General features: G+C 69.8%; 21 protein-coding genes, 1 tRNA gene and 1 pseudogene. 11 read left to right on the top strand and 12 right to left on the bottom strand.

Annotated features, from left to right (window positions below; translation table 11 throughout):
• Positions 1-5: 5 nt before the first annotated feature.
• From ACIQK6_RS18885 to ACIQK6_RS18865, 5 genes and pseudogenes are all read left to right on the top strand, one after another.
• Complete coding sequence (locus ACIQK6_RS18885) at positions 6-2,060, top strand: hypothetical protein (protein ID WP_329102411.1); 2,055 nt, start codon at positions 6-8, stop codon at positions 2,058-2,060.
• Between the two features lie 78 nt (positions 2,061-2,138).
• Positions 2,139-2,327: pseudogene (locus ACIQK6_RS18880) on the top strand (hypothetical protein); the annotation flags it as partial.
• Between the two features lie 210 nt (positions 2,328-2,537).
• The gene (locus ACIQK6_RS18875) at positions 2,538-2,975 is read left to right on the top strand and encodes a hypothetical protein (RefSeq protein ID WP_402695114.1); all 438 of its coding nucleotides are present in this window, start codon (positions 2,538-2,540) and stop codon (positions 2,973-2,975) included.
• Between the two features lie 313 nt (positions 2,976-3,288).
• Positions 3,289-3,420, top strand: a complete 132-nt coding sequence (locus ACIQK6_RS18870) for a hypothetical protein (protein ID WP_402695113.1) — start codon at positions 3,289-3,291, stop codon at positions 3,418-3,420.
• Complete coding sequence (locus ACIQK6_RS18865) at positions 3,417-3,545, top strand: hypothetical protein (protein WP_402695112.1); 129 nt, start codon at positions 3,417-3,419, stop codon at positions 3,543-3,545. Before ACIQK6_RS18870 ends, ACIQK6_RS18865 begins: the two co-directional genes overlap by 4 nt.
• Positions 3,546-3,600: 55 nt before the next feature.
• On the opposite strand, the gene ACIQK6_RS18860 is transcribed toward ACIQK6_RS18865, so the two are convergent.
• Positions 3,601-3,675: transfer RNA gene (locus ACIQK6_RS18860), tRNA-Val, on the bottom strand.
• A gap of 105 nt (positions 3,676-3,780) precedes the next feature.
• On the opposite strand from ACIQK6_RS18860, the gene ACIQK6_RS18855 reads away from it, so the two are divergent.
• The 3 genes from ACIQK6_RS18855 to ACIQK6_RS18845 all read left to right on the top strand — a co-directional run bounded on the left by ACIQK6_RS18855 (position 3,781) and on the right by ACIQK6_RS18845 (position 6,293).
• Positions 3,781-5,025, top strand: coding sequence for a hypothetical protein (locus ACIQK6_RS18855; protein WP_329102403.1), 1,245 nt, complete (start codon positions 3,781-3,783; stop codon positions 5,023-5,025).
• A gap of 371 nt (positions 5,026-5,396) precedes the next feature.
• Positions 5,397-5,954 (top strand): DUF4383 domain-containing protein, encoded by a 558-nt coding sequence (locus ACIQK6_RS18850; protein WP_329107964.1) that lies wholly within the window; start codon positions 5,397-5,399, stop codon positions 5,952-5,954.
• A gap of 123 nt (positions 5,955-6,077) precedes the next feature.
• On the top strand, positions 6,078-6,293 hold the full coding sequence (locus ACIQK6_RS18845; RefSeq protein ID WP_030715356.1) for a zinc ribbon domain-containing protein: 216 nt from the start codon (positions 6,078-6,080) through the stop codon (positions 6,291-6,293).
• 15 nt (positions 6,294-6,308) lie between these two features.
• Here ACIQK6_RS18845 and ACIQK6_RS18840 read toward each other — a convergent pair whose 3' ends face one another.
• The 4 genes from ACIQK6_RS18840 to ACIQK6_RS18825 form a co-directional block, all read right to left on the bottom strand.
• Entirely contained in the window at positions 6,309-6,968 is a 660-nt protein-coding gene (locus tag ACIQK6_RS18840; protein WP_329102400.1) for an O-methyltransferase, read from the bottom strand.
• Positions 6,965-7,795: an HAD family hydrolase gene (locus ACIQK6_RS18835; protein WP_329102398.1), complete on the bottom strand. Its 831-nt coding sequence runs from the start codon at positions 7,793-7,795 to the stop codon at positions 6,965-6,967. Before ACIQK6_RS18835 ends, ACIQK6_RS18840 begins: the two co-directional genes overlap by 4 nt.
• A complete protein-coding gene (locus ACIQK6_RS18830) occupies positions 7,792-10,332 on the bottom strand; it encodes a phosphoribosyltransferase (RefSeq protein ID WP_329107962.1) in 2,541 nt (846 codons plus the stop codon). Before ACIQK6_RS18830 ends, ACIQK6_RS18835 begins: the two co-directional genes overlap by 4 nt.
• A 77-nt stretch (positions 10,333-10,409) precedes the next feature.
• Entirely contained in the window at positions 10,410-11,576 is a 1,167-nt protein-coding gene (locus ACIQK6_RS18825; protein ID WP_329102396.1) for an HpcH/HpaI aldolase/citrate lyase family protein, read from the bottom strand.
• A 195-nt stretch (positions 11,577-11,771) separates the two neighbouring features.
• Between ACIQK6_RS18825 and ACIQK6_RS18820 the strand changes: the two genes are divergently transcribed.
• Positions 11,772-12,542: a TerD family protein gene (locus tag ACIQK6_RS18820; RefSeq protein WP_402695111.1), complete on the top strand. Its 771-nt coding sequence runs from the start codon at positions 11,772-11,774 to the stop codon at positions 12,540-12,542.
• 83 nt (positions 12,543-12,625) lie between these two features.
• Here the strand turns inward: ACIQK6_RS18820 and ACIQK6_RS18815 are convergent, their stop codons facing one another.
• From ACIQK6_RS18815 to ACIQK6_RS18790, 6 genes are all read right to left on the bottom strand, one after another.
• Positions 12,626-13,366, bottom strand: coding sequence for a Tellurium resistance (locus tag ACIQK6_RS18815; protein WP_329102392.1), 741 nt, complete (start codon positions 13,364-13,366; stop codon positions 12,626-12,628).
• 121 nt (positions 13,367-13,487) lie between these two features.
• Entirely contained in the window at positions 13,488-14,603 is a 1,116-nt protein-coding gene (locus ACIQK6_RS18810; RefSeq protein ID WP_329102390.1) for a DUF475 domain-containing protein, read from the bottom strand.
• 25 nt (positions 14,604-14,628) lie between these two features.
• Positions 14,629-15,204: a TerD family protein gene (locus ACIQK6_RS18805; RefSeq protein WP_030009303.1), complete on the bottom strand. Its 576-nt coding sequence runs from the start codon at positions 15,202-15,204 to the stop codon at positions 14,629-14,631.
• A 161-nt stretch (positions 15,205-15,365) separates the two neighbouring features.
• The gene (locus ACIQK6_RS18800) at positions 15,366-15,941 is read right to left on the bottom strand and encodes a TerD family protein (protein WP_008739115.1); all 576 of its coding nucleotides are present in this window, start codon (positions 15,939-15,941) and stop codon (positions 15,366-15,368) included.
• Between the two features lie 165 nt (positions 15,942-16,106).
• Positions 16,107-16,565 (bottom strand): peroxiredoxin, encoded by a 459-nt coding sequence (locus tag ACIQK6_RS18795; protein WP_329102388.1) that lies wholly within the window; start codon positions 16,563-16,565, stop codon positions 16,107-16,109.
• 161 nt (positions 16,566-16,726) lie between these two features.
• Positions 16,727-17,152 carry a DUF3052 domain-containing protein gene (locus ACIQK6_RS18790; protein WP_030009300.1) on the bottom strand — a complete coding sequence of 142 codons (426 nt, stop codon included), beginning with the start codon at positions 17,150-17,152 and terminating at the stop codon, positions 16,727-16,729.
• Positions 17,153-17,632: 480 nt separating this feature from the next.
• Between ACIQK6_RS18790 and aceE the strand changes: the two genes are divergently transcribed.
• Together aceE and ACIQK6_RS18780 are read left to right on the top strand one after the other, a co-directional pair.
• A complete protein-coding gene (aceE, locus tag ACIQK6_RS18785) occupies positions 17,633-20,365 on the top strand; it encodes a pyruvate dehydrogenase (acetyl-transferring), homodimeric type (RefSeq protein ID WP_329102385.1) in 2,733 nt (910 codons plus the stop codon).
• An 82-nt stretch (positions 20,366-20,447) separates the two neighbouring features.
• Entirely contained in the window at positions 20,448-21,257 is an 810-nt protein-coding gene (locus ACIQK6_RS18780; RefSeq protein WP_329102383.1) for a potassium channel family protein, read from the top strand.
• Here ACIQK6_RS18780 and ACIQK6_RS18775 read toward each other — a convergent pair.
• Entirely contained in the window at positions 21,238-21,639 is a 402-nt protein-coding gene (locus ACIQK6_RS18775; protein WP_329102382.1) for a peptidase inhibitor family I36 protein, read from the bottom strand. The two genes, ACIQK6_RS18780 and ACIQK6_RS18775, sit on opposite strands and share 20 nt — an antisense overlap.
• Positions 21,640-21,906 lie beyond the last annotated feature (267 nt).

Here is a 21,906-nt window from a genome sequence, read left to right as displayed (position 1 = left end):
AGGCCATGGCGAGTGTCGATGAGGTGCGCGAAGACTTACTGCGGTCGCTTGAACGCTGCGAGCACTGGATGAACGGCCTGCGGGGGATACCAGGTCTCGCGATCAGCGATGTGGAGATCGAAGAACGGGTGCGCGATCTACGCGGTCAGCGGGGGCGCGCGCTGTCATCGCTTCTCAATGTGGGACTGCTGGGCCGCCAGTCGTCCGGCAAGAGCTTTCTGATCAGCGGCCTGCAGAAGGGCCTGCGATACATGCGGTTCGAGCAGCCGGACGGCGGCTACCACAAGCAGTACATCGGCATACTGCCGTCCTCCCCGACCCCGACCACGGCATGTCCGTCCACGGTGCGTCCGGTCCATGCGGACAACGGTGTGTATGCGCCCGGGCGGGGAGTGCTGCGCGTCAGGTTCGTCGGACATTCCGACGGGGAGTGGGTCGAGATCGGAACTGACCTGGCGCCGGGCGTCGTCGCGGCCTACGGTGCCGCCGATGGTGACCGGGCCAACCGTCTCCCCGACCACTATCAGCTGGAAGTCGAGCAGATCGAACTGCTCATCGAGAACGCACTGCTCCCCGCGAAATTCTTCGATCTACCCGGTGCCGAGTCTCCGAATCCGGTGCACGAGCAGATCATGCGCAACGCCTGGGCCGAGGCCGACTGCTTCATCTACGTGACCCAGGGGACCTCGACCCTCACCGCGGGCGAGCTGGAGCTCATGACGGATCTGTACAACCATCACCTGCAGAGCGGCAAGCCGGTGCTGTGGGTGCTGACCGGTATCGACCGCGCCGATCAGCTCGGCAATGACAACCGCGAGGGCTGGCGGTCGGCGCAGGACACCAACAACGCGTATCTGAGCGAGCGCTTCTCAGCGCCGGGCGGGACGGGAGCTGCGTTCATCGGCGAGGGCTTCCTTCCGGTGTCACCCGCTTGGGAGGCCCAGGCCGACCTGGACGAAGCCGAGGGCGATACGCGGGCGGCGCAGCGGAACCGCAGCGAAAGCCGGATGGACGCTCTGCGCGATCGTCTCACCGAGCTGATCGAGAACGGGACGGGTCAATACCACCTGGGGAAGATCGCGACTGAGGCGTTCCGGCTCGTCCGCACCAAGCACCGCTACGTCACCGATGTACTTGCCACCCATCAGGTGTCGGTAGAACAGCTGGAGGCGGAGCGGGCCAGCTTGCAGGACCGGTTGGATGACACAGAACGGTCTGCGGCAAACATCCGCACCGAACTGGAAGACGAGCTGAACCGCCATGTTCGCGATACCGGGCAGCGATTCGTTGAACTCAAGGCGGTCTTCCACGCGGAGCTGGACGCCCTGATCGACCGCGGGCACCTGGGCGCAGAACACCTCGCCGAGGTCAAGGTGCGCCAGACGCGTTTGTTCACCGAGTGGATGACGACGGAACAAGGGCCGGCCACCGTGTGGGCACAGCACCTGGAGGAACTCGACACCCGGGCCCGGGCCCTGTTGCGCAGCGAACTGCATGAGGAGCACGCCACACGCCTAGTCCCGGAGGCTCGCATCGAGCCCGGCGAACTCCTCTCCTCCTTGGACGAACGCCGCAGGTACGACGTCTACGGAGTGCTTCAGAACAGCGCGGCCGCCGTCACGATTCTCAGTGCCCTGGGCAGCGCAAGCTCCGCCGCCCTCATGACCAGTCTGTCGCTCTCTGCCATCACGGGCGGGGTGGCGCTGGCGGGAGCAGCCGTCATAGTGGCCGCCAGGGGACTGAGGGCACGTAGGTCCGTGCTCGATCAGGCTCGGGACCAACGCAAGAGCCAGCTCGACCAAGAGGTCCAGAAGGCCAGTGCCGACTTCGCCGGTGCCGCCTTGCAGCAGGGGCAATTGCTCATTGACGCCGTGGCCGGCCACGTCGCAGAACACCGGCAACGACTGCGGGACGCACTGCTGCAGATCGAGGACCGCATCAAGGATCCCGACATCACGGCCAGCCTTGAGCTCGTGGCCCGTCTGGAGCCGGTGGACAGGACCGGCCGTTCCATCATCGACGACCTCATGGATCTGTCCGCCTTCGCCCAGGGGAACTAGGGTTTTCGTGGTGTCGTGATCAGTTCCTGGGTTCTGACCCCTGCGCGAGGTGGAACCCAGGAGGACTGAGACCGTGACGTGACACCTTGCCAACTCACGCATGCGCAGTGGAAGTTCATCGAGCCGTACCTGCCGATCGGTAGGTACGGCCCGCACCCGGAGCGGTTGCGGGAGCAGTTCGATGGTGTGATCTGGCGGTTCCGGTCGAGCGGTCAGTGGTCAGTGGTCAGTGGTCAGTGGTCAGTGGCGGGAAATGCCTACCGAGTTCGCCCCCTCACCCCTCAGCCCTGGTCGGTCCCGAAAACCGCCTCGGCTGGCCAGGGGCCCGCTCCTTGGCCATGATCCCCGCGCGTTCCCCGTGCTTCCCTGCTCGATCGGGCACGTACGGGGCACGGCGACGACGCTGCGGCCTCCAGAACTGCGCCTGATGGCGACCTGCCGTCTCGGCCCGTCAGGGCTTCGAGCATGATGTCCGGCATGCTGCCGACCTTCGGCCCCGACCGCCAGACTCGCGAGTTCATGTGCGACTGCTGCAACGCCCCCGTTGAGCGGGCCTGGGACTACGTCTACGCGGGCGGAAGCCCGTATGCCGTCTACTTCGCAAACTGCTATCACCACTCCGACCGAGACCACGACGCATGGATAGACGTGATCTTTGGTACGTGGGGCGTGGGCCCTGACGAGTGGAATGATCACGTTGCGTTCGCCTGCCGAGTGGGCCCGGTAGCGGGACAGTCCACGCCTGCTTCCACCCTGGTGACCGCTGGCCTCGCCAACCCGGACGGGCCTCTTTTCGGCCTCAAACTCGATCGTGAAGCCGCCCTGCAGCATCCGAAGCTGAGTGAATTCTGGAAGGTATCGGACTTCATTCTCGAGAACGACCCCCTGGTGCGCGGGCACGTCTACGGCCACTGAGGCTGGGGGCCGACGAGTTGCCGGAGAACGGCTGAACGACGCGCTCATCAGCCACGACCACACCGGCCGGCACCACATCGCGGCAGCAGTTGCTCCCCGCCAACCCGTTCCCGGTGGCGCGTTCGCCTCACGCTCCCGTCATCCGTGACGGCGGGGGTACGGCGCCCGGCCCGAATCGAGCCTGGCAGTCGGCCGGCCGTGCGCAAGAGGCCACCCCGCCCTCGCCGCTGGCCGCCTCCGGGCAGTCCGCAGTGCTCCCCCGCGGTCTCGGCGACGTCGAGCCGGACACCGCGCTCGCCCTCGCCCCCCTGAAGTGCGCCGCCACGGCCACTCCCCCGGCAAATCCGTCCTCACCACCACCATCGCCCGCGGCATCCAGCTCAACCGCCAGACCGCCCGCGAAGGCACGCACGACCAACTCGCCCTGGAAAGAGTCGCGTCATGACCACCGCCACTCCCGAGATGCTGATCGCGCCGGAGGCCATGGTGCTGCTCAGGCTCGGACGCTCGACCGTCCATCGACCTGATCCGGTCCCGGCCGGCGTGCTCGTCCCTGGCCGTCCCCGTTGATGTCGGGTGGAGATGCAGAAGGCCCCCCGCCATGATCGGCGGGGGGCCTTCGTACTGGTGGGCGCGGACGGTTTCGAACCGCCGACATCTGCTTTGTAAGAGCAGCGCTCTACCCCTGAGCTACGCACCCGTGGATGAGTGGACAGCCTACATGGCAGGCACACCCCCCACGCAAACCCGTTCCCGTGGGAGAGAATGGACCGGGGCATGGCGGACGCGGTACGGGAGAGGGATTGTGACGACGGCATCCCGGCGGTGGTTCGGCGGGCGGGACGAGAGTCGGCGGGCGGATGCGCAGGCGGCGAAGGATGCTGCCGCGGCCGCGTTCTACGAGCTGGACACGGCGCAGCGGGACCTGCGGATCTCGATCGAGACGATCGCGGCGGCGGACGGGTCGCCCGCCGCGCGGCAGGCGACCGAGGGGTTCGCCGCGCTGGGGCGGCGGATCGACGAGGTCAGTCACGTCTACATCGAGGCGGTCGACGCGCACGACCTGGACCGGGCGGAGTTGGAGGCCTCGGTCGCCACGCGCGCACGGGAGCAACTGACCCGGGCCCGGGACGAGCTGGTGCGGGTCCAGGGGGAGCTGGAGCGGTTCGCGCAGGGGCTGCAGCCGCTGCTGGACAAGGCCGAGACGCAACTCGCGCGGGTGGCGCCGGCCCGGGAGCGGGCCAGGACCGCGCTGATCGGGGCCAGTGAGGCGCTGGACGCCGTACGGGCCAAGGGGATGCGGGCCGATGACCTCGCGGCGCGGCTGGCGGCCCTGGGCCCGGAGCTGACCAAGTTGAACCAGGGCGCGGCCCAGCACGGCGTGCAGGAGACGGTGCAGCGCGCCGACCGGATCCTGCGCGACGCGGAGGCCGTACGGGCCGAGGCGGCGCGGCTGCCCGAGCGGGCGGCGGAGATCGACCGGCGGCTGGTGAGTCTGCGGACGCGGGCGCAGGCGTTGCGCAACCGGGCGGACCGGGTGGATCCGGTCCTTAGTGAGCTGCGGCGGCGGTTCAGTGCGGCGTGCTGGCAGGACCTGCAGCACGTGCCGGACCAGGCGGTACGGGACGTGGCGCGGGCCGAGGAGCAGTTGCTGGAGGCCGGCCGGGCCCGGGACGAGCAGCGCTGGGCCGATGTGGGGGCGCTGATCGAGGCGGTCCGCGGCTCTCTGGACGCTACGGACGAGGCGGTGTCGGCGGCGCAGGACCGGCTGACGCGGCTGGAGGCGGTGGCACGGGATCCGCAGGCGGAGGTGGACCGGACCCGTTTCGCGATCCGGGACGCGCAGCGGCTGGCGATGGCGGGGCGCAGCGTGCCGGATCCGCGGCACGCGCAGCCGCTGGACGATGCGGTGGCGCGGGTGGCCCGGGCGCTTTCGGCGTTGGAGGGGCGGCATCCGGACTACTGGGCGTTCCTGCTGGAGATGGCGGACGTACGAGCTGCCGTGAACCGGGTGGTGAGCGGGATCCGGGCCGAGCGCGGGCACACCTAAATCCACCCTTTCGGATCTTGCCGGATGGGCCCGGCCCGGTCGTCCGGTGCGGTGCATCTCCCCGGGTGGCGCTGGACGTACGCGAATGCCCCGGCATGATCCGGAGGAGACGGCCCTGGCGGCCCCCTGCGGGCACCCGGTTGTTTCCGGGCGGCCTGCGGCGGATGCTGGGAGGTGCCGGGAACGGAGCAGAGGAGGGCACCATGGCTGCCCACACCACCCACGAGCCTCCCGTGGCTCATGAGCCCTACGTGGCTCACGCGGCGTACGGGTGCACCGAGCCGCATGAGCACTACGCGCCCTACGTCGCCCACGAGCCCGATCCCAACGCGCCCGTCCCACCGCGCTTCGCCGACACGGTCTCGCGGCGCATGGCACGCGTGCTGCATCCCGTCAACGCACAGCTCGACGATCATCTGCCCACCGACCACAAGCTCGGCCAGGTGTATCGGGTCGGGGCGGGGCTGACGGGCCTGCTGCTGGTGGTGTTCGGGATCTTGGGGCTGGTCAATCAGATCGGGTTCTTCGACACCGGCGGAGACACGGTGCTCGCCCTGAACACCAACGGGGCGCTGAGCGTCCTGTCGATCTGCATCGGTGCACTGCTGATCTACGGGATGGTCGTGGGCGGCACCTTCGCCTCGACCCTGAACATCGTGCTGGGCGTGCTGTTCATCGCGAGCGGGTTCGTGAATCTCGCGCTGCTGGACACGGAGCTGAACTTCCTGGCCTTCAAGATCCAGAACGTGCTGTTCAGCTTCGTCGTCGGTGTGATGCTGATGTGGTTCGGGATGTACGGACGGGTGGGCAGCGCCCTGCCGCACGACAATCCGTACTGGCGGGCCCGCCACCCCGAGCAGGCGGCCCGGGAGGACCGGGTGCGGCGCGTTCAGGGACGGGCCCCCGTGGTGCACGGCCGCTGCCCGTAGCCGCGCTGCCCGTCGCCGCGCGGTCCGTCGCCGCGCGGTCCGTAGCCGCGCAGTCCGTAGCCGCGCAGTCCGTAGCCGCGGCGTACGTAGCGCCGCGGCGCCGGCCGCGCTTAGCCTGTGCGCATGCCTCGATACGATTACCGCTGCCGGACCTGCGACGACACCTTTGAGGTCAGCCGGCCCATGGCCGAGTCCTCCGCGCCCGCCGACTGCCCGGCAGGCCACTCCGACACCGTGAAGCTGCTGTCCGCCGTCGCCGTGGGCGGTACGAGCAGCGCCCCCGCACCCGCGATGGGCGGCGGCGGGGGCGGCTGCTGTGGTGGCGGCGGCTGCGGCTGATCCCGGGCGGGAACGTCAGCGCTTGCGCGACAGGGTCAGGCCGTCCGAGATGGCGAGCAGGACGGATTCCATGCGCGGGTCCGCCGACACGTGGTCGTTGAAGGCGCGGACTCCGGCCGCCGCGCCCGTGGCCGAGTCGTCGAGGACCGTGCCGTGGAACAGCGTGTTGTCGGTGACGATCAGGCCGCCCGGACGCAGTCGGGGCACGAGCTCCTCCCAGTAGGAGATCTGGCTCTGCTTGTCCGCGTCCACGTAGGCCATGTCGATGTGCGGTTCGGTCGGCATCGCGCGCAGGGTCTCCAGGGCCGGTGCGATGCGCAGCTCGATGCGGTCCGCGACGCCCGCCTCCTCCCAGGCCTGCCGGCCGTACTGCGTCCACTCCTCGGAGACGTCGCAGGCGATGAGGCGGCCGTCGGCGGGCAGTGCCTGGGCCATCGACAGGGCCGAGAAGCCGGTGAAGGTGCCGACCTCCACGATGTGGCGGGCGCCCGTCAGCCGCACCAGGAAGGCCAACAGCGGCCCCTGCTCCTCCGCCGACTGCATCCCGGCCACGTCCGGGAATTTGGTGTACGTCGTCGCCACGAGCCCCCGCTGGACCCGGTCCAGCGGGGGGTTGTGGTCGAGCATGTACCGGTAGAGCTCATCCGTGATCTTGGTGCTGTTCCCCTTGGTCATGCGTCCAGTCTGCCCAGTCGGGCCGCTTCCCGGGCGAATGCGCGCACGATTTCCTCGCCCGCGAGGACCCCCGCCGTGGCCAGGGCGGTCACCGTCGGCGCCGTCCAGGCCGCGTCGGCCAGTTCGCCGTGGCCCGGGCGCCAGGCCGCGTCCGCCGCCAGCAGCAGGTCCGCGTCGAGCAGGGAGTCGCCGGCGGCGAGGGTGGTGGAGGCTCCCGTCCGGCGGGCGACCTCGCGCATCGCCGCGCTCTTGGTGAGCGGGCGCGGGACGGCGTAGATCTTCCGGCCCTGGAGGGAGACCGTCCAGCCGCGGTCCTCGGCCCACCGGGTCAGGGACTTGAGCCATTCGTCCGGGACCAGGGCCCGCTCGACGACGAGGTACGCGAAGAGGTCCTCCGCCAGGCGCGCCTTGCGCAGCCACGCCGGGTCGGCCGTGGCCAGCAGGTGCTGGTACACCTCCTCCAGGGGGGCGCACTCCTCGGCCAGGCGCCCCGCGACCTGCCGCCGCCAGTCCCGGTCCGGTACCCCGTCGACGAGCAGCTGCCCGCCGTTGGCGCAGATGGCGTAAGGGGCCGGGCGGCCGGGGAAGCGGATGCGCTGGTACTGCTTGCGGGTCCGGGTGGTGGTGGGGACGAAGACCACCGAAGGGTCGGCCGTCAGCTCCGCCAGCAGTCCCGCCGCCGTCTCCGTCATGTAGGACAGCGGCTTGCTCTCGTGGACCTCGACGCACAGCAGCCGCGGGGCCACCGGGTCGGGCATGGTCAGGCCGAGGGCGGCCGTCGAGTAGATGAGCGTACGGTCGAGATCACTGGCTACGAGGACAGTCACTTCGAGGCCACAGCCTTTCCGTCGGCGCCGGTGGCGCCGCGCGTGAATCGGGGGTGGATGAGTCCTACGCACGTGTAGGGCAGTCCGTCGACCTCTTCCACCGGGACGCCGCGCTGCTCGGCGAGCAGCCGTACGTGGTCCAGGTCGGCCCCGGCGCCGCGCTGCGCCAGGATCTTCCACGGCACCCGGCGCAGCAGGACGCGGGTGGTCTCGCCGACGCCGGGCTTGACGAGGTTCACGTCGTGGATGCCGTACTCCTCGCTGATCCGCTCGACCGCCGCCCAGCCCTCCCAGGTGGGGGTGCGGTCGGCCGCGAGCAGCTCCTTCACCTCCTCGTCGACGGCGTCGGCCACCGCGTCGAAGTGGGCGGCGACGGTGTCGACGAATGCGACGGACACGTCGGCTGCGGCGAGCTCGCGGTAGAACTTCGCGCCGTGGAAGTCGGCGGGACCGACGAGGTCGGACCTCAGAACCGTACGCGAGATGAGACCGGAGACGGTGGAATTGAGGCAGGCGGACGGGATCAGGAAGTCCTCCCGGGTGCCGTACGTGTCCACGCAGGAGCCGGGGTCGGCGAGGACGACGATCTCCGGGTTGAAGCCCTCGAACTCGGCGAGGGCGTCGCGCAGCTCGCGGGTGATGGCGCCCTTGCCGGTCCAGCCGTCGACGAAGACGACGTCGGCCGGGTCGTGGTGGGCGGCCAGCCAGCGCAGGGCGTTGGCGTCGATGCCGCGGCCGCGCACGATGGAGACGGCGTAGTGCGGCAGGTCCAGGCCGTGGCGGGCGCGGGCCCAGCGGCGCATCAGTACGCCGACGGGGGTGCCGGCGCGGGCCAGGGAGACCAGGACCGGGGACGGGGAGCGCTCGGCGAGGACGGTCTCGGTGACCGTGCCGACGGCGCGGGCCACGCGGACGGCGGAGGCGGTCAGCGCGCTCGCGTACAGCTCCTGGTACTGCGGGGACGGCTGGTACTCCACGGGCAGGGACTCGGCGTAGTGCGCGCCGCCCGCCTGTATCGCCTCCTCGCGCTCCTCCGTCGGCGCCTCCAGCTCGACGTCGGAGAAGTCCTGGAGCAGCCAGCCGACGTCCTCGGGGGCGTACGAGGAGAAGGCGGGGCCGCGCAGGGGCTCGCGCAGGATCGGGTCGGTCGGGTCGGTCAGCTCAGACAACTCAGACAACTCAGTCAGCGCGGTCGGGTCGGTCATGATCGGCTTCGGCTCCCGCCGGTCGGGTGTGTAGGACGGGACGACGGCCAGGACTACGTGGCCGGTGTGCGGGGCGAGGGCCGCCAGCAGTCCCGCGTGCAGCTCGGGGGTGTCCCCGACCGAGTCCACGACGGCGACGACGGCGTCGAAACCGGCGCCGTCCACGCTGTGGACGTTGTAGGCGTAGCGGTCGCCGGGGCCGTCGGCCGGGGCGTCGTGGGCCGGGAAGACCAGCCGGGTGCGGATGGCGTATCCGGGATCGTCGACGGCGAGCACGGGCGAGCGGGTGGTGGTCGAGAAGCGGACCTCTCGGGCCGCCCCCGCGTCCTCCAGGGCTTTGGCCAGGCGCAGCGGCGCGTACATCAGCTCCTCGTTGCCGAGTACGAGGACCCGCCCGGGGCTCTCGCCCAGCGCGGCGGCGAGCTGCCCCGCGAGCTCGGGCAGGGCCGCCTCCAGGCGGGTGCGGTGTGCCGCGGTGAAGCCGTGGCGGCCGCCGTCGGGGACGCCCGCCGGCCAGTCCAGGTCCACGCGGGTGACCGGCCGCGGGGCGTCCGCCCGGGCGGCGGAGCCGCCCCGGTCCCGCTCGGGCGGGGCGGTCGCCTCGTACTCCTCGACCAGCGCCTGCCCCTTGGCCAGGACACCGTCCGGGAGGGAGACGGTGCCCGAGGCGAGGGCGATCAGGTCCACGCGCGCGCCCAGCTCGGCGGCGAAGGCGGTGAGCCGGTCGCGGTCGGCCGCCGAACGCATGTCGACGAGGGCGACGACGACGTAGTGCGAGCGGGGGTGGCGGGCGTGCAGGTCGCGGATGGTGTTCAGGACCGTGTTGCCCGTGGAGAACTCGTCGTCGACGAGGACCAGGGGCCCGCTGCCGGCGAGCAGCTGCGGGTCCTCGGGCAGCAGCAGGTGCGAGGTGGCGTGCGAGTGCGCCTCTTCGAAGCCGCCGGCCGCCCGCACGCCCGGCACGGGCCGACGGGTGGAGTGCAGGTAGGGGGCCGGGCCGAGGCCGTCGGCCACGCAGTGGCCGAGGCCGGTGGCGGTCTCGGCGTAGCCGAGGACCACGGCGGCTGCGGCGCCGTCCTCGCCGAGCAGCGCCCGTACGCGTGTGCCGAGGCGGAAGCCGGCATCGTGGACGACGGTCGGGGACTGCGGGACGTGCTTGCCGAGGACCTGCGAGACCAGCAGGTGGGCGCGCTTGGGGTTGCGCCGCAGGGCCAGTCCGAGCAGCTCCGTCAGCCGCGGACCGTCACCGGAGTCCTCCAGGCCCACGCCCAGCCGGTCCGCGACCCAGGTACCCGACCACACCTCTTCGATCGTCTTGCCTTTCCTCGTCATCGTCATCGTCCGGGCCCGCACCTGAGCCCGGTCCCGGGCCTGCTCCTGGGCCCGGGTCGGCGTCCGCTCGGGCGTGTTCACACCTGGAGCCCGGCCGTGAGCAGGTCGACGAAGCCGACCTCCTCCTTCGCCACCCCGAAGACCTCGGCGCGCAGCATGGTGCGCTCGGCCCAGGCCCGGTGGGGCTTCACCTCGTTCATCTTGTTCGTGTAGGCGCTGCGCATCACGCCGCCGCCACCGCGCTCGGGCCGCAGGATGTCCTGCGCATCGCAGAACTCCTCGTGCGAAACCACTGACAGTGCGTGCACGGGCGTGACGTGGGCGGGGTGGATGCAGGTCTTGCCGAGCAGCCCGTTGGCCCGGTCCAGCTCGATCTCGCGCAGCAGTCCGTCCAGGTCGTGCTCGATCAGGGCGGTGCGCAGTTCCTCCACGCCCTCCTCCAGGAAGGGGCTGCGGCGCAGCTGGGGCTTGAAGAGGCGCTGCTGGCTGCGGAAGTACTCCCAGACGGGCCCGGTCACCGTGAAGCCGGTGCCGTCGGCCCTGCTGAGGACGTTGACGACGTCCGCGATGACGCCCGCCACGATCTGGACGTCGTAGGCGGTCATGTCGGGGGTGCGCCGCAGGCCGTAGGCCGAGCAGAAGTCGGTCACGCCGAGCCGCAGCGCCAGGACGCGCTCGCGGTGGCTGTTGACCGTGCGGGAGATGCCGGCGAGGGCCAGGGCGCGGGTTTCGAGGTGGAGGAGGTCCGGGGTCTCCAGGACCGGCATGGCATACAGGCGGGGCAGTCCGCTGACCGCCTCCGCCTCGGCGACGGCTTCGAGGAAGGCGACCCCGCGGTTCTCGTCGAACTTCGGGAGTACGAATCCGGCCAGTCGCCGCACGGAGCCGCCCAGCCGGCGCACCAGGTCGGGTATCTGCTCGGGCGTGCGGACGCGGATGAAGAGCAGCGGGAGCTCCGCCCCGTCGGCGTCGAGCTCGCGGAAGTGCCGGACGAGGTTCTCCTCGGCTCCGGCGACGTCGCCGTCGCTGATGGAATCCTCCAGGCAGAGGACCATCGAGACGACCCCGCGGCCGGCCTGCTTGCGGATGTCGGCCGCGAGCATGGGCCGAGTTGCCGGGCTGTAGAGCGTGGCCCCGAGCGCTGCTGCGAGGACGCGGGCGGGCGAGGCTCCGGTGAATTCTGCCGGTTCCTGGTGGAAGAGGTCCTTACGGACGGTGGGCGATATGTGCCCAAAGTGACGCATGTGCTATCCCCCGTACTGCCTCGGCGGCCCAACTGGCATGGCCGGTAATAGTACGTACGAACGTGAGTCAAGAGTTCCTCAAGCACATGAAGTTCAGGTAACCCTCTTGCACCATGCCCAGGTCTCGCGTTCGAGACAAGGCCCTACGGGGGGCCGCATTGTCCCTGTCCACCCCGGGAGGGCAGGATGACGTGCATGACGCACGCGATGCAGAAGGGCTCGAACATCCCGGTGACCGCTGTGGCGGTCCGGGCGGTGCTGCGCTGGACCGCCGGCCCCGAGGTGCCGGACGTGGACGCCTCGGCACTGCTCGTCGGCCCGGACGGCCGGGTGCGTTCGGACGAGGACTTCGTCTTCTACAACCAGCCCCGGCACCCCTCGGGCGCCGTCTGGCGACTCGGCAAGAAGCAGATCGGTGACGCGATCACCGACGCCGTGCAGGCGGACCTGCGCACGGTGACGCCCTCGGTGGACCGGATCCTGGTGGTCGCCTCCGCAGAGGACGTCCCGTTCCGCCGGGTGGGCGACCTGCGGATCCTCCTCTACGACGCCACCCCGACCGGCGGCTCCGATCCGCTGGCCTACTTCGACGTACGGCCCGAAACCGGCGCCGAAACGGCGCTGATCTGCGGGGAGCTGTACCGGCGGGGCGAGGGGTGGAAGTTCCGGGCGCTCGGCGAGGGCTACTCGGACGGACTGGTGGGGCTCGCGACCGACCACGGGATCTCGGTCGATGAGAACGCCGCCGAGGCCGAGGCGGCTCCCGCGGCCGGCCCCGCCGCCGGCCTGGTCTCCGGGTCCGCCTCCGAGGAGACGGCGATGATGGCCCCGCCCACGCAGGCCCCGCCGCCCGTCCAGCCCGCCTACGGGTACCCGCAGCCGGTGTCCCCGGCCCCGGTGCCGGGTCCGGGCGGCGACCCGTCCTTCCGGCTGCCGGTGCAGGGACCGCAGTTCATCCGCCACTGACAGCGCCGGGCCCACCGGCCCACCGGCCGGGCAGGCCCGGCCCGCACCAGGGCCCCGCGGGCGATCATCGTCCCGGGGCCCGGTCAGCCCTTGGCGCTCTTGTAGCCACGCCCCCACTGGAGCCCCCAGCCGTACAGCCGGTCCAGCTCGGCCTGGAACCCGTACACGAACTTCACCTCGCGCCGCACCACGAGCTCGCCCTTGACCTTCTCCAGGGAGACGACCGCGCAGGAGCGGGCCTGGGGGTGCCGCTCGTCCAGCGGGATCTCGATCCGCGGCCCCGTGACGGGGTAGAGGGTCACCATGGCGTGCGTCCGGTCAAAGGCCGGCGTCTGGTCGTAGATGTAGACGAAGACCAGCAGGCGCTTGATCTCGTCGGCGTGGTCGAGGTTGACGTAGAGGGTCTCCCCCGACGCCGAGCCGAACCGGTCGTCCCCGCTGAGCTTGACGTACGGCGGGTCGTTGAGGTCGCCCAGCAGGTTCCCCAGCGGCTGCACGGCCCCGCGGGTGCCGTCCTCCAGCTCGTACAGGCAGCCCATGTCGAGGTCGACGTTGACCATGCCCTGGGTGTGCGCCTGCACCATGTCCGGCTTGAACAACTTGAACGGATGCCGGAAGAGCTGGCCGCTCTGGCCGGACCGGCCGCCGATGTCCGAGGTCCGCATGCGCCAGGACAGGTTGACGCGCAGATTGCCGTGGACGGCCCCCTGTTTGGTGAGCGACACCGTCGAATGTCGTTTGGTCAGCTCGATCGCGTTCGACGAGGCACTGCCCGACTGGAACTGCACGGCCCTGCTGCCCATGATGCCGTCGAAGAAGCCCATCCCCTACCCCCTGGTCCCCTGATCCCCTGATCGGCCTGAGCCTACGGAAGCGGGGCGGCCCGCCGGGTCCGTGGACCCGGTGGACCGCCCCGCCATGGAGCGTTCCGCATTACCGCCGCGGTCATGCCTCGGCGGTGGAACCCTCCAGTTCCAGGCGCTTGTTGCGGCGCACCGAGGACCAGAAGGACCATCCGATGAGCAGTACGCCGACGAGACCGGTGATGATCTCGTTGATCTCGTACTGGATGGTGACGAGCAGGATCACCGCGAGCGCGCCGATGGCGTAGTGCGCGCCGTGCTCCAGGTAGACGTAGTCGTCGAGGGTGCCCTGGCGGACCAGGTAGACCGTCAGCGAACGGACGTACATGGCACCGATGCCGAGGCCGAGGGCCATCAGCACGATGTCGTTGGTGATGGCGAAGGCGCCGATGACCCCGTCGAAGGAGAAGGAGGCGTCGAGCACTTCGAGGTAGAGGAACATGAAGAAGGCGGCCTTGCCGGCCATGGCGACGGCCGTGACGGGCTTGCCGGTCCGCTTGGCCTCCTCCTCGGCCTCGTGCTCGGCTTCCTCCTCTTCCTCCAGCTTGTTCTCGAAGTAGCCGGAGAGACCACCGACGATCATGTAGGTGATCAGGCCGAGGACGCCGGAGATCAGGACGGTCTGCGCCTTGTCCACGTGGACGCCACCGTGCTGGTGGGCGTTGGCACCGACCGTCATCGAGGCGATGACCAGGACGATCAGCGCGATGCAGGCGGACAGCATGTCGATCTTGCCGAGCTTGGCGAGCGGACGCTCCAGCCAGGCGAGCCACTTGATGTCACGGTCCTCGAAGATGAAGTCGAGGAAGATCATCAGCAGGAACATGCCACCGAAGGCGGCGATGGACGGGTGGGCGTCCGTCACCAGCTGCTCGTACATCTCCTTGTCGGAGAGGGCGAGGTCGACGGCCTCGATGGGGCCGATCTTGGCGCTGATCGCGACGATCACGACAGGGAAGACCAGGCGCATGCCGAAGACCGCGATGAGGACGCCGATGGTGAGGAAGATCTTCTGCCAGAAGGCGTTCATCTTCTTCAGGATTCCGGCGTTGACCACCGCATTGTCGAAGGACAGCGAGATCTCGAGGACCGACAGGATCGCGACGATACCGAAGGCCTGCCACCCCCCGTAGAACACGGCTGCGACCAGACCGAGCGCAGTGATTGCGAACGACCAGCCGAAGGTTTTCAGAACCACTGGCACCCCATCGTCTTGTACGGCTTTACGAAACGTTGACCCCGAAGTCTAGAGCGATGCCTCGGAGCCCCGACGCGTACCCCTGCCCCACCGCACGGAACTTCCATTCGCCCCCGTACCGGTAGACCTCGCCGAAGATCATCGCGGTTTCGCTGGACGCGTCCTCGGACAGGTCGTAGCGGGCCAGTTCCTGACCGTCGGCCTGGTTCACGACACGGATGAAGGCGTTGCTGACCTGGCCGAAGCTCTGCCGGCGGGAGTCCGCGTCATGGATCGAGACCGGAAAGACGATCTTGTCTACGGTCGCCGGCACCTTGGTGAGGTCGATGATGATCGACTCGTCGTCGCCTTCACCCTCGCCGGTGAGGTTGTCCCCGGTGTGTTCGACGGAGCCGTCGGGGCTCTTCAGGTTGTTGTAGAAGACGAAGTACTCGTCCCCCAGCACCCGGCCGCTGTTGCACAGCAGCGCGCTGGCGTCGAGGTCGAAGTCGGCTCCCGTGGTCGAGCGCGCGTCCCATCCGAGACCGATCAGAACCCTGGTGAGGTTCGGTGCGGCCTTGGAGAGGGAGACATTGCCCCCCTTGGCGAGTGTGACGCCCATGTTGTGGTCCTCCCCGGACGACGGTGTGGCGGTACGGCGGTGTGCCGGTGGTGCGGTGTGCCGGTGGTGCGGTGTGCCGCCTGCGGTGGCGTCCGCAGGTAAAGCCGGTCCGGCGCCGTACACACAGTGCACGGCGCCGGACGGACGGACTGCTCTCGGACTCAGACGTTGACGCCGAAGTCCTGCGCGATGCCGCGCAGGCCCGATGCGTAGCCCTGGCCGATGGCGCGGAACTTCCACTCCGCACCGTTGCGGTACAGCTCGCCGAAGACCATGGCGGTCTCGGTCGAGGCGTCCTCGGAGAGGTCGTACCGCGCGAGCTCGGTGTTGTCGGCCTGGTTCACCACGCGGATGTACGCGTTGCGGACCTGGCCGAAGCTCTGCTGGCGGCTCTCGGCCTCGTAGATCGAGACCGGGAAGACGATCTTGGCGACGTCGGCCGGGACGCCGGCCAGGTTGACCTTGATCGCCTCGTCGTCGCCCTCGCCCTCACCGGTGGTGTTGTCACCGGTGTGCTCCACCGAGCCGTCGGGGCTCTTCAGGTTGTTGAAGAAGACGAAGTTCGCGTCGCTGGCGACCTTGCCCTGGTCGTTGGTCAGGATCGCGCTGGCGTCGAGGTCGAAGTCGACACCGGTGGTGGTGCGAGCGTCCCAGCCCAGACCGACGATGACCGCCGTCAGGTTAGGCGCGGCCTTGGTCAGCGAGACGTTGCCGCCCTTGCTGAGGCTGACTCCCACGGGTCCTCCATTGGGTTCTGTGTGTGGGGCGGTGCCCCGTCGTTCAGGGGCCCTCCCGGCCGTGACCGGGGGAGCTACCGGATCAACGTTTCGATCCTAGTGACGGGTTCCCGCCTGTAGGCGGTTTTCGTAGGGAAAATGCGCGTACGGCCCGCTCGGGTGCGCTCAGAGGCTCTCGAGCGCCTTGATGTACTCGTTCAGGTCACGCGCGTCGGGCAGTCCGTTGACGACAGTCCAGCGCACGACGCCGTCCTTGTCGATGATGAAGGTGCCGCGGACCGCACATCCCTTGCCCTCGTCGAAGACGCCGTAGGCGCGCGAGGTCTCCCCGTGCGGCCAGAAGTCCGACAGCAGCGGGTACTCCAGGCCCTCCTGCTCACCGAAGACCCGCAGGGTGGGCACGGAGTCGTTGGAGACGGCGAGGAGCTGCACCTCGTCGTTCTGGAAGCGCGGGAGCTGGTCGCGCAGCTCGCACAGCTCGCCGGTGCAGACGCCGGTGAAGGCGAACGGGTAGAAGAGCAGCACCACTGCCTTCTCGCCCCGGAAGTCGGAGAGCCGCACGGTGGCACCGTGGTTGTCCTTGAGCTCGAAGTCCGGGGCCTTGTCGCCGACCTCGATCGCCATCTCTCGCATCCCTTCGTTCCCGCATCCCCGCGTTGGGCTGTTCGGGTGAGTCACAGACTAGGTGCTGATCGCGGCGCGGGCACGGAACGCACACACCCCGCCGACCGGGGTCACCTGGTCGGCGGGGTGCGGTTGCGTGTCCGCTCGGCTGCGGTTGCGGCTCAGCGCTTGGCCTTGGCCGCCTTCGGCGTCACCAGCTTGGTGGACGTCCACTCCTTGCCGACGGGCAGACCCTTGGCCAGGGAGAGGCCGGCCGTCTCGGCGGCCTCGCTGATGTCACTGGCCTCGACGTAGCCGTCACGGCCCGTCTTGGGGGTCAGCAGCAGGATCAGTGCGCCGTCCTCGACCAGCTCGGTCGCGTCGACCAGGGCGTCCGTCAGGTCGCCGTCCTCGTCGCGGAACCACAACAGCACCGCATCGGCGACGTCGTCGTAGTCCTCGTCGGCGAGCTCGCTGACGAGCTTCTCGACAGCGTCACGGAATTCCTGATCGACGTCGTCGTCGTAGCCGATCTCCTGGACCACCTGTTCGGACTGGAAACCCAGCCGGGCGGCCAGGCTCTCCGCGTGGTCCGCGGTCGCGCTCACGGGGTGCCTCCTGCTCATGTTCGGTGAATGTCTTCGGCGGCGCGCGTACGCGCAGCATTGGGCGTAGTCCACACGGGCGCGGCGGATCGCGCAAGTACCCGGCCGTCGAGACCGTCGAAACGGTGACGATTGCGGCCGTCTCGCCGCAACTTTCAGCCTTCCCGCGTGCACCTCTCGTGATTCATCCCACACCATTCCAGCTCATTCGGCATCATCGTCGACGCTTGAGGACTTTCCTACCTGTTTGAGGGACGAACGGTCGTACGAAACGAGTGCCCGGCTTGGGCGCAAGGTGGCGGTGTGGCCTGATTCGCTACGGATCCCTGCCGACCCTTCCCCCTCCGGTTCCACCGGGTTCTCCGCGGTTTCCGGGGATTACCCGGTGGTAAAGATGAAGATTTCGGCCCGGCGTAAGAGCATGGGAGGCAACGCCCCCCAGTTACAGCTTCAGCGCGACTCCCCCGACAGCGAAGGAACAGCGTGGCTTCCGCACCCGATCGCAATCCGATCATCATTGGCGGCCTCCCGAGTCAGGTCCCGGACTTCGATCCGGAGGAGACGCAGGAGTGGCTCGACTCGCTCGACGCCGCAGTCGACGAGCGGGGCCGTGAACGCGCCCGCTACCTGATGCTGCGGCTGATCGAGCGGGCCCGCGAGAAGCGCGTGGCCGTGCCGGAGATGCGCAGCACGGACTACGTCAACACGATCGCCACCCGGGACGAGCCGTTCTTCCCCGGCAACGAGGAGATCGAGCGCAAGGTCCTCAACGCCACCCGGTGGAACGCGGCCGTCATGGTCTCGCGCGCCCAGCGTCCCGGGATCGGCGTCGGCGGCCACATCGCCACGTTCGCCTCCTCCGCCTCCCTCTACGACGTGGGCTTCAACCACTTCTTCCGGGGCAAGGACGAGGGCGACGGCGGCGACCAGATCTTCTTCCAGGGGCACGCCTCCCCCGGCATCTACGCCCGCGCCTACCTCCTGGACCGGCTCACCGAGCAGCAGCTCGACTCCTTCCGTCAGGAGAAGTCGAAGGCCCCGTACGGCCTTTCGAGCTACCCGCACCCGCGGCTGATGCCCGACTTCTGGGAGTTCCCGACCGTCTCGATGGGTCTCGGTCCGCTCGGTGCGATCTACCAGGCGCGGATGAACCGGTACATGGAGGCGCGCGGTATCGCCGACACCTCCAAGTCCCACGTTTGGGCGTACCTCGGCGACGGCGAGATGGACGAGCCGGAGTCGCTGGGCCAGCTGTCGATCGCGGCCCGTGAGGGTCTGGACAACCTGACCTTCGTCGTCAACTGCAACCTGCAGCGCCTCGACGGCCCGGTGCGCGGCAACGGCAAGATCATCCAGGAGCTGGAGTCGATCTTCCGGGGCGCCGGCTGGAACGTCATCAAGCTGATCTGGGACCGCTCCTGGGACCCGCTGTTGGCCCAGGACCGCGACGGCATCCTCGTCAACAAGATGAACTCCACCCCCGACGGGCAGTTCCAGACGTACGCCACCGAGTCGGGCGCGTACATCCGCGAGCACTTCTTCGGCGGCGACCAGCGGTTGCGCTCGATGGTCGAGAACATGTCCGACCAGCAGATCCAGCACCTGGGCCGCGGCGGTCACGACCACAAGAAGGTCTACGCGGCGTACGCGGCGGCCAAGGCCCACAAGGGCCAGCCGACGGTGATCCTGGCCCAGACGGTCAAGGGCTGGACCCTCGGCCCGAACTTCGAGGGCCGCAACGCGACGCACCAGATGAAGAAGCTGACGGTCGACGACCTCAAGCGCTTCCGCGACCGTCTGCACATCCCGATCACGGACGCGCAGCTGGAGGGCGGGGCCCCGCCGTACTACCACCCGGGCCCGAAGTCCCCCGAGATCCAGTACATGCACGACCAGCGCAGCGCGCTGGGCGGGTACGTGCCGACCCGCGTGGTGCGCGCGAAGCCGCTGCAGCTGCCGGACGACAAGACGTACGCGGCCGCCAAGAAGGGCTCCGGGCAGCAGTCGATCGCCACGACCATGGCCTTCGTCCGCATCCTGAAGGACCTGATGCGGGACAAGGAGATCGGCAAGCGCTTCGTGCTGATCGCGCCGGACGAGTACCGCACCTTCGGCATGGACGCCTTCTTCCCGAGCGCCAAGATCTACAACCCGCTGGGCCAGCAGTACGAGGCGGTCGACCGCGACCTGCTGCTCGCGTACAAGGAGTCCCCGACCGGCCAGATGCTGCACGACGGCATCTCGGAGGCGGGCTGCACGGCCTCGCTGATCGCCGCGGGTTCCGCGTACGCGACGCACGGCGAGCCGCTGATCCCGGTCTACGTCTTCTACTCGATGTTCGGGTTCCAGCGCACGGGTGACCAGTTCTGGCAGATGGCCGACCAGCTCGCGCGCGGTTTCGTGCTCGGTGCGACCGCCGGACGGACCACCCTCACGGGTGAGGGCCTCCAGCACGCGGACGGTCACTCGCAGCTGCTGGCCTCGACGAACCCGGGCTGCGTGGCGTACGACCCGGCCTACGGCTACGAGATCGCGCACATCGTCAAGGACGGTCTGCGGCGGATGTACGGCCCGGAGGCGGAGGACGTCTTCTACTACCTGACCGTCTACAACGAGCCGATCCAGCACCCGGCCGAGCCGGCGGACGTCGACGTGGACGGCATCCTGGGGGGCATCCACCGGGTGTCGCAGGGCACCGAGGGCACGATCGGGGCCCAGCTGATGGCCTCGGGCGTGGCGGTGCCGTGGGCGCTGGAGGCGCAGCGGATCCTGGCGGCCGACTGGGGCGTCCGGGCGGACGTCTGGTCGGCGACCTCCTGGAACGAGCTGCGCCGCGAGGCGGTCGAGGTCGAGGAGCACAACCTGCTCCACCCGGAGGAGGAGCAGCGCGTCCCGTACGTGACGCGGAAGCTGTCGGGTGCGGAGGGGCCGTTCGTGGCGGTCTCGGACTGGATGCGGGCGGTTCCGGACCAGATCTCGCGGTGGGTGCCGGGCGCGTACACCTCGTTGGGCGCGGACGGCTTCGGCTTCGCGGACACCCGCGGTGCCGCGCGGCGCTTCTTCCACATCGACGCCCAGTCGGTGGTCCTGGCGACGCTCACCGAGCTCGCCCGGGCGGGGAAGGTCGACCGCTCGGTGCTGAAGCAGGCGGTGGACCGGTACCAGCTGCTGGACGTGGCGGCGGCGGACCCGGGCGCGGCGGGCGGCGACGCGTAGTCGCCGCACGGTGGGCGTGGTGAGCGGGTCCCGGCTCCGGCCGGGGCCCGCTCACCTTTATGGATTCCTTACGATGCTCGGCATGAAGGAACCCTCCCGCCAGCTGGTGTGGGAGCGGCGGAGCCAGACCCCGCTGCTCCTGCTCGCCGTGGCGTTCGCCGTGGCGTACGCCGTGCCCATCGTCGCCCCCGACGCGCGCGCGGAGGTGCACCGGGCCTGCACCCACGTCGAATGGGTGGTGTGGGGCGCCTTCGCCGTCGACTACCTGGTCCGCCTCGCCCTCGCGGCGGACCGCAGGCACTTCGTCCGGACCCACTGGCTGGACCTGGCCGCCGTGGTGCTGCCGCTCGTGCAGCCGCTGCGCCTGTTGCGGCTGGTCGCCACCTTGATGCTGGTGGGCCGGCGGGCCCGGATGGCCCCGCAGATCCAACTGACGACGTACGTGGCCGGTGCCGTCGTGGGGCTGCTGATGTTCGGCTCGCTGGCGGTGCTCAGCGTGGAGCGGGACGCCCCCGACGGGAACATCAAGAACCTGGGCGACGCCGTGTGGTGGTCCTTCACCACGATGACGACGGTCGGGTACGGGGACCATTCGCCCACCACCGGCCTCGGCCGGGTCCTGGCCGTCGGTCTGATGCTGTCCGGGATCGCCCTGCTCGGTGTGGTGACCGCCAACATCGCCGCGTGGTTCATCTCCCGCTTCGAACGCGACGACCGGGCGGACATGCTCCAGTTGGCGGCCATCCGGGAGCTGCAGGACGAGGTGCGGGCGCTGCGCGGCGAGGTCGCCCGGCTGGGCGGCACGAGGGCCGAAACGGCCGCGGCCGACGTGGCCGCGGCCGACCCGCCGAACGCCCCGGCGCAGCGGGGAGCTACCTCTCCCACACCTTGAACGCCCGCACCTGGTAGGGCGACTGGGGCAGCCAGACCCCGTCACCCGGATAGGTCTGGAACTCGCCCGTCTCCGCGCACTCCGCCGACTGGTAGGTGGTCACCGGACGCCCGGTGCGGTTGGTGAGCGACTGGGCGCTGGTCCCGGCGGGCAGCGCGGTGCAGCTGTTGATGTCCAGGTTGCTGAGCTCGTGCGTCTGCCGCGCCCCCTTGAACTCCGGTTTCGCCCACAGGCACAGCTGCCCGGTCGCGCAGGCCCCCAGCGTCGGCGGGCCCGCGGCCTGCGCCGTGGTGGCCGTACTGGGGAGGAGGGCGGTGAGGGCCAGGACGGTCGCGGCGAGGGTGGTCTTGGTGGTGGCGCGATTGTTTCGACACGTACGCATGACGGGTCAACTCCTTGTGGACGGCGGGCGCCCGGACCGTTTCCGAAAGCTCCGCCGACACCACGCTGACCTGCGGCGACGGGCGGGCGGAAGAGGCCCCGGACGGGTCCACCCGGATAGGCGACAACCCCGGCGGAACCCGTCGGCCTGGCCTTCGCACGCACGGAGTTGACGCTTCCGGGCGTCGCCGGGCCGGGCCCGCGGCCGCCCCGGCCGGGGTGCGGGCCCGGCCCGTGCCGCACCCGAACGTGTCATGCGCGGGCGCTC

It is taken from the genome of Streptomyces sp. NPDC091682 (genome assembly GCF_044756625.1).
Classification (GTDB): Bacteria; Actinomycetota; Actinomycetes; order Streptomycetales; family Streptomycetaceae; genus Streptomyces.
This window is presented reverse-complemented; position numbering and strand designations above follow the sequence as displayed.

Excerpts from the sequence above, each read along its gene's own strand:
- ACIQK6_RS18780 (WP_329102383.1), top strand. The coding sequence starts at position 20,448 with ATGAAGGAACCCTCCCGCCAGCTGGTGTGGGAGCGGCGGAGCCAGACC.
- ACIQK6_RS18885 (WP_329102411.1), top strand. The coding sequence starts at position 6 with ATGGCGAGTGTCGATGAGGTGCGCGAAGACTTACTGCGGTCGCTTGAA.
- ACIQK6_RS18850 (WP_329107964.1), top strand. The coding sequence starts at position 5,397 with ATGGCACGCGTGCTGCATCCCGTCAACGCACAGCTCGACGATCATCTG.
- ACIQK6_RS18875 (WP_402695114.1), top strand. The coding sequence starts at position 2,538 with ATGCTGCCGACCTTCGGCCCCGACCGCCAGACTCGCGAGTTCATGTGC.
- ACIQK6_RS18775 (WP_329102382.1), bottom strand. The coding sequence starts at position 21,639 with ATGCGTACGTGTCGAAACAATCGCGCCACCACCAAGACCACCCTCGCC.
- ACIQK6_RS18840 (WP_329102400.1), bottom strand. The coding sequence starts at position 6,968 with ATGACCAAGGGGAACAGCACCAAGATCACGGATGAGCTCTACCGGTAC.
- ACIQK6_RS18805 (WP_030009303.1), bottom strand. The coding sequence starts at position 15,204 with ATGGGCGTCACACTCGCCAAGGGGGGCAATGTCTCCCTCTCCAAGGCC.
- ACIQK6_RS18795 (WP_329102388.1), bottom strand. The coding sequence starts at position 16,565 with ATGGCGATCGAGGTCGGCGACAAGGCCCCGGACTTCGAGCTCAAGGAC.
- ACIQK6_RS18825 (WP_329102396.1), bottom strand. The coding sequence starts at position 11,576 with ATGCGTCACTTTGGGCACATATCGCCCACCGTCCGTAAGGACCTCTTC.
- ACIQK6_RS18815 (WP_329102392.1), bottom strand. The coding sequence starts at position 13,366 with ATGGGCTTCTTCGACGGCATCATGGGCAGCAGGGCCGTGCAGTTCCAG.
- ACIQK6_RS18830 (WP_329107962.1), bottom strand. The coding sequence starts at position 10,332 with ATGACGAGGAAAGGCAAGACGATCGAAGAGGTGTGGTCGGGTACCTGG.
- ACIQK6_RS18845 (WP_030715356.1), top strand. The coding sequence starts at position 6,078 with ATGCCTCGATACGATTACCGCTGCCGGACCTGCGACGACACCTTTGAG.
- ACIQK6_RS18865 (WP_402695112.1), top strand. The coding sequence starts at position 3,417 with ATGACCACCGCCACTCCCGAGATGCTGATCGCGCCGGAGGCCATGGTG.
- ACIQK6_RS18820 (WP_402695111.1), top strand. The coding sequence starts at position 11,772 with ATGACGCACGCGATGCAGAAGGGCTCGAACATCCCGGTGACCGCTGTG.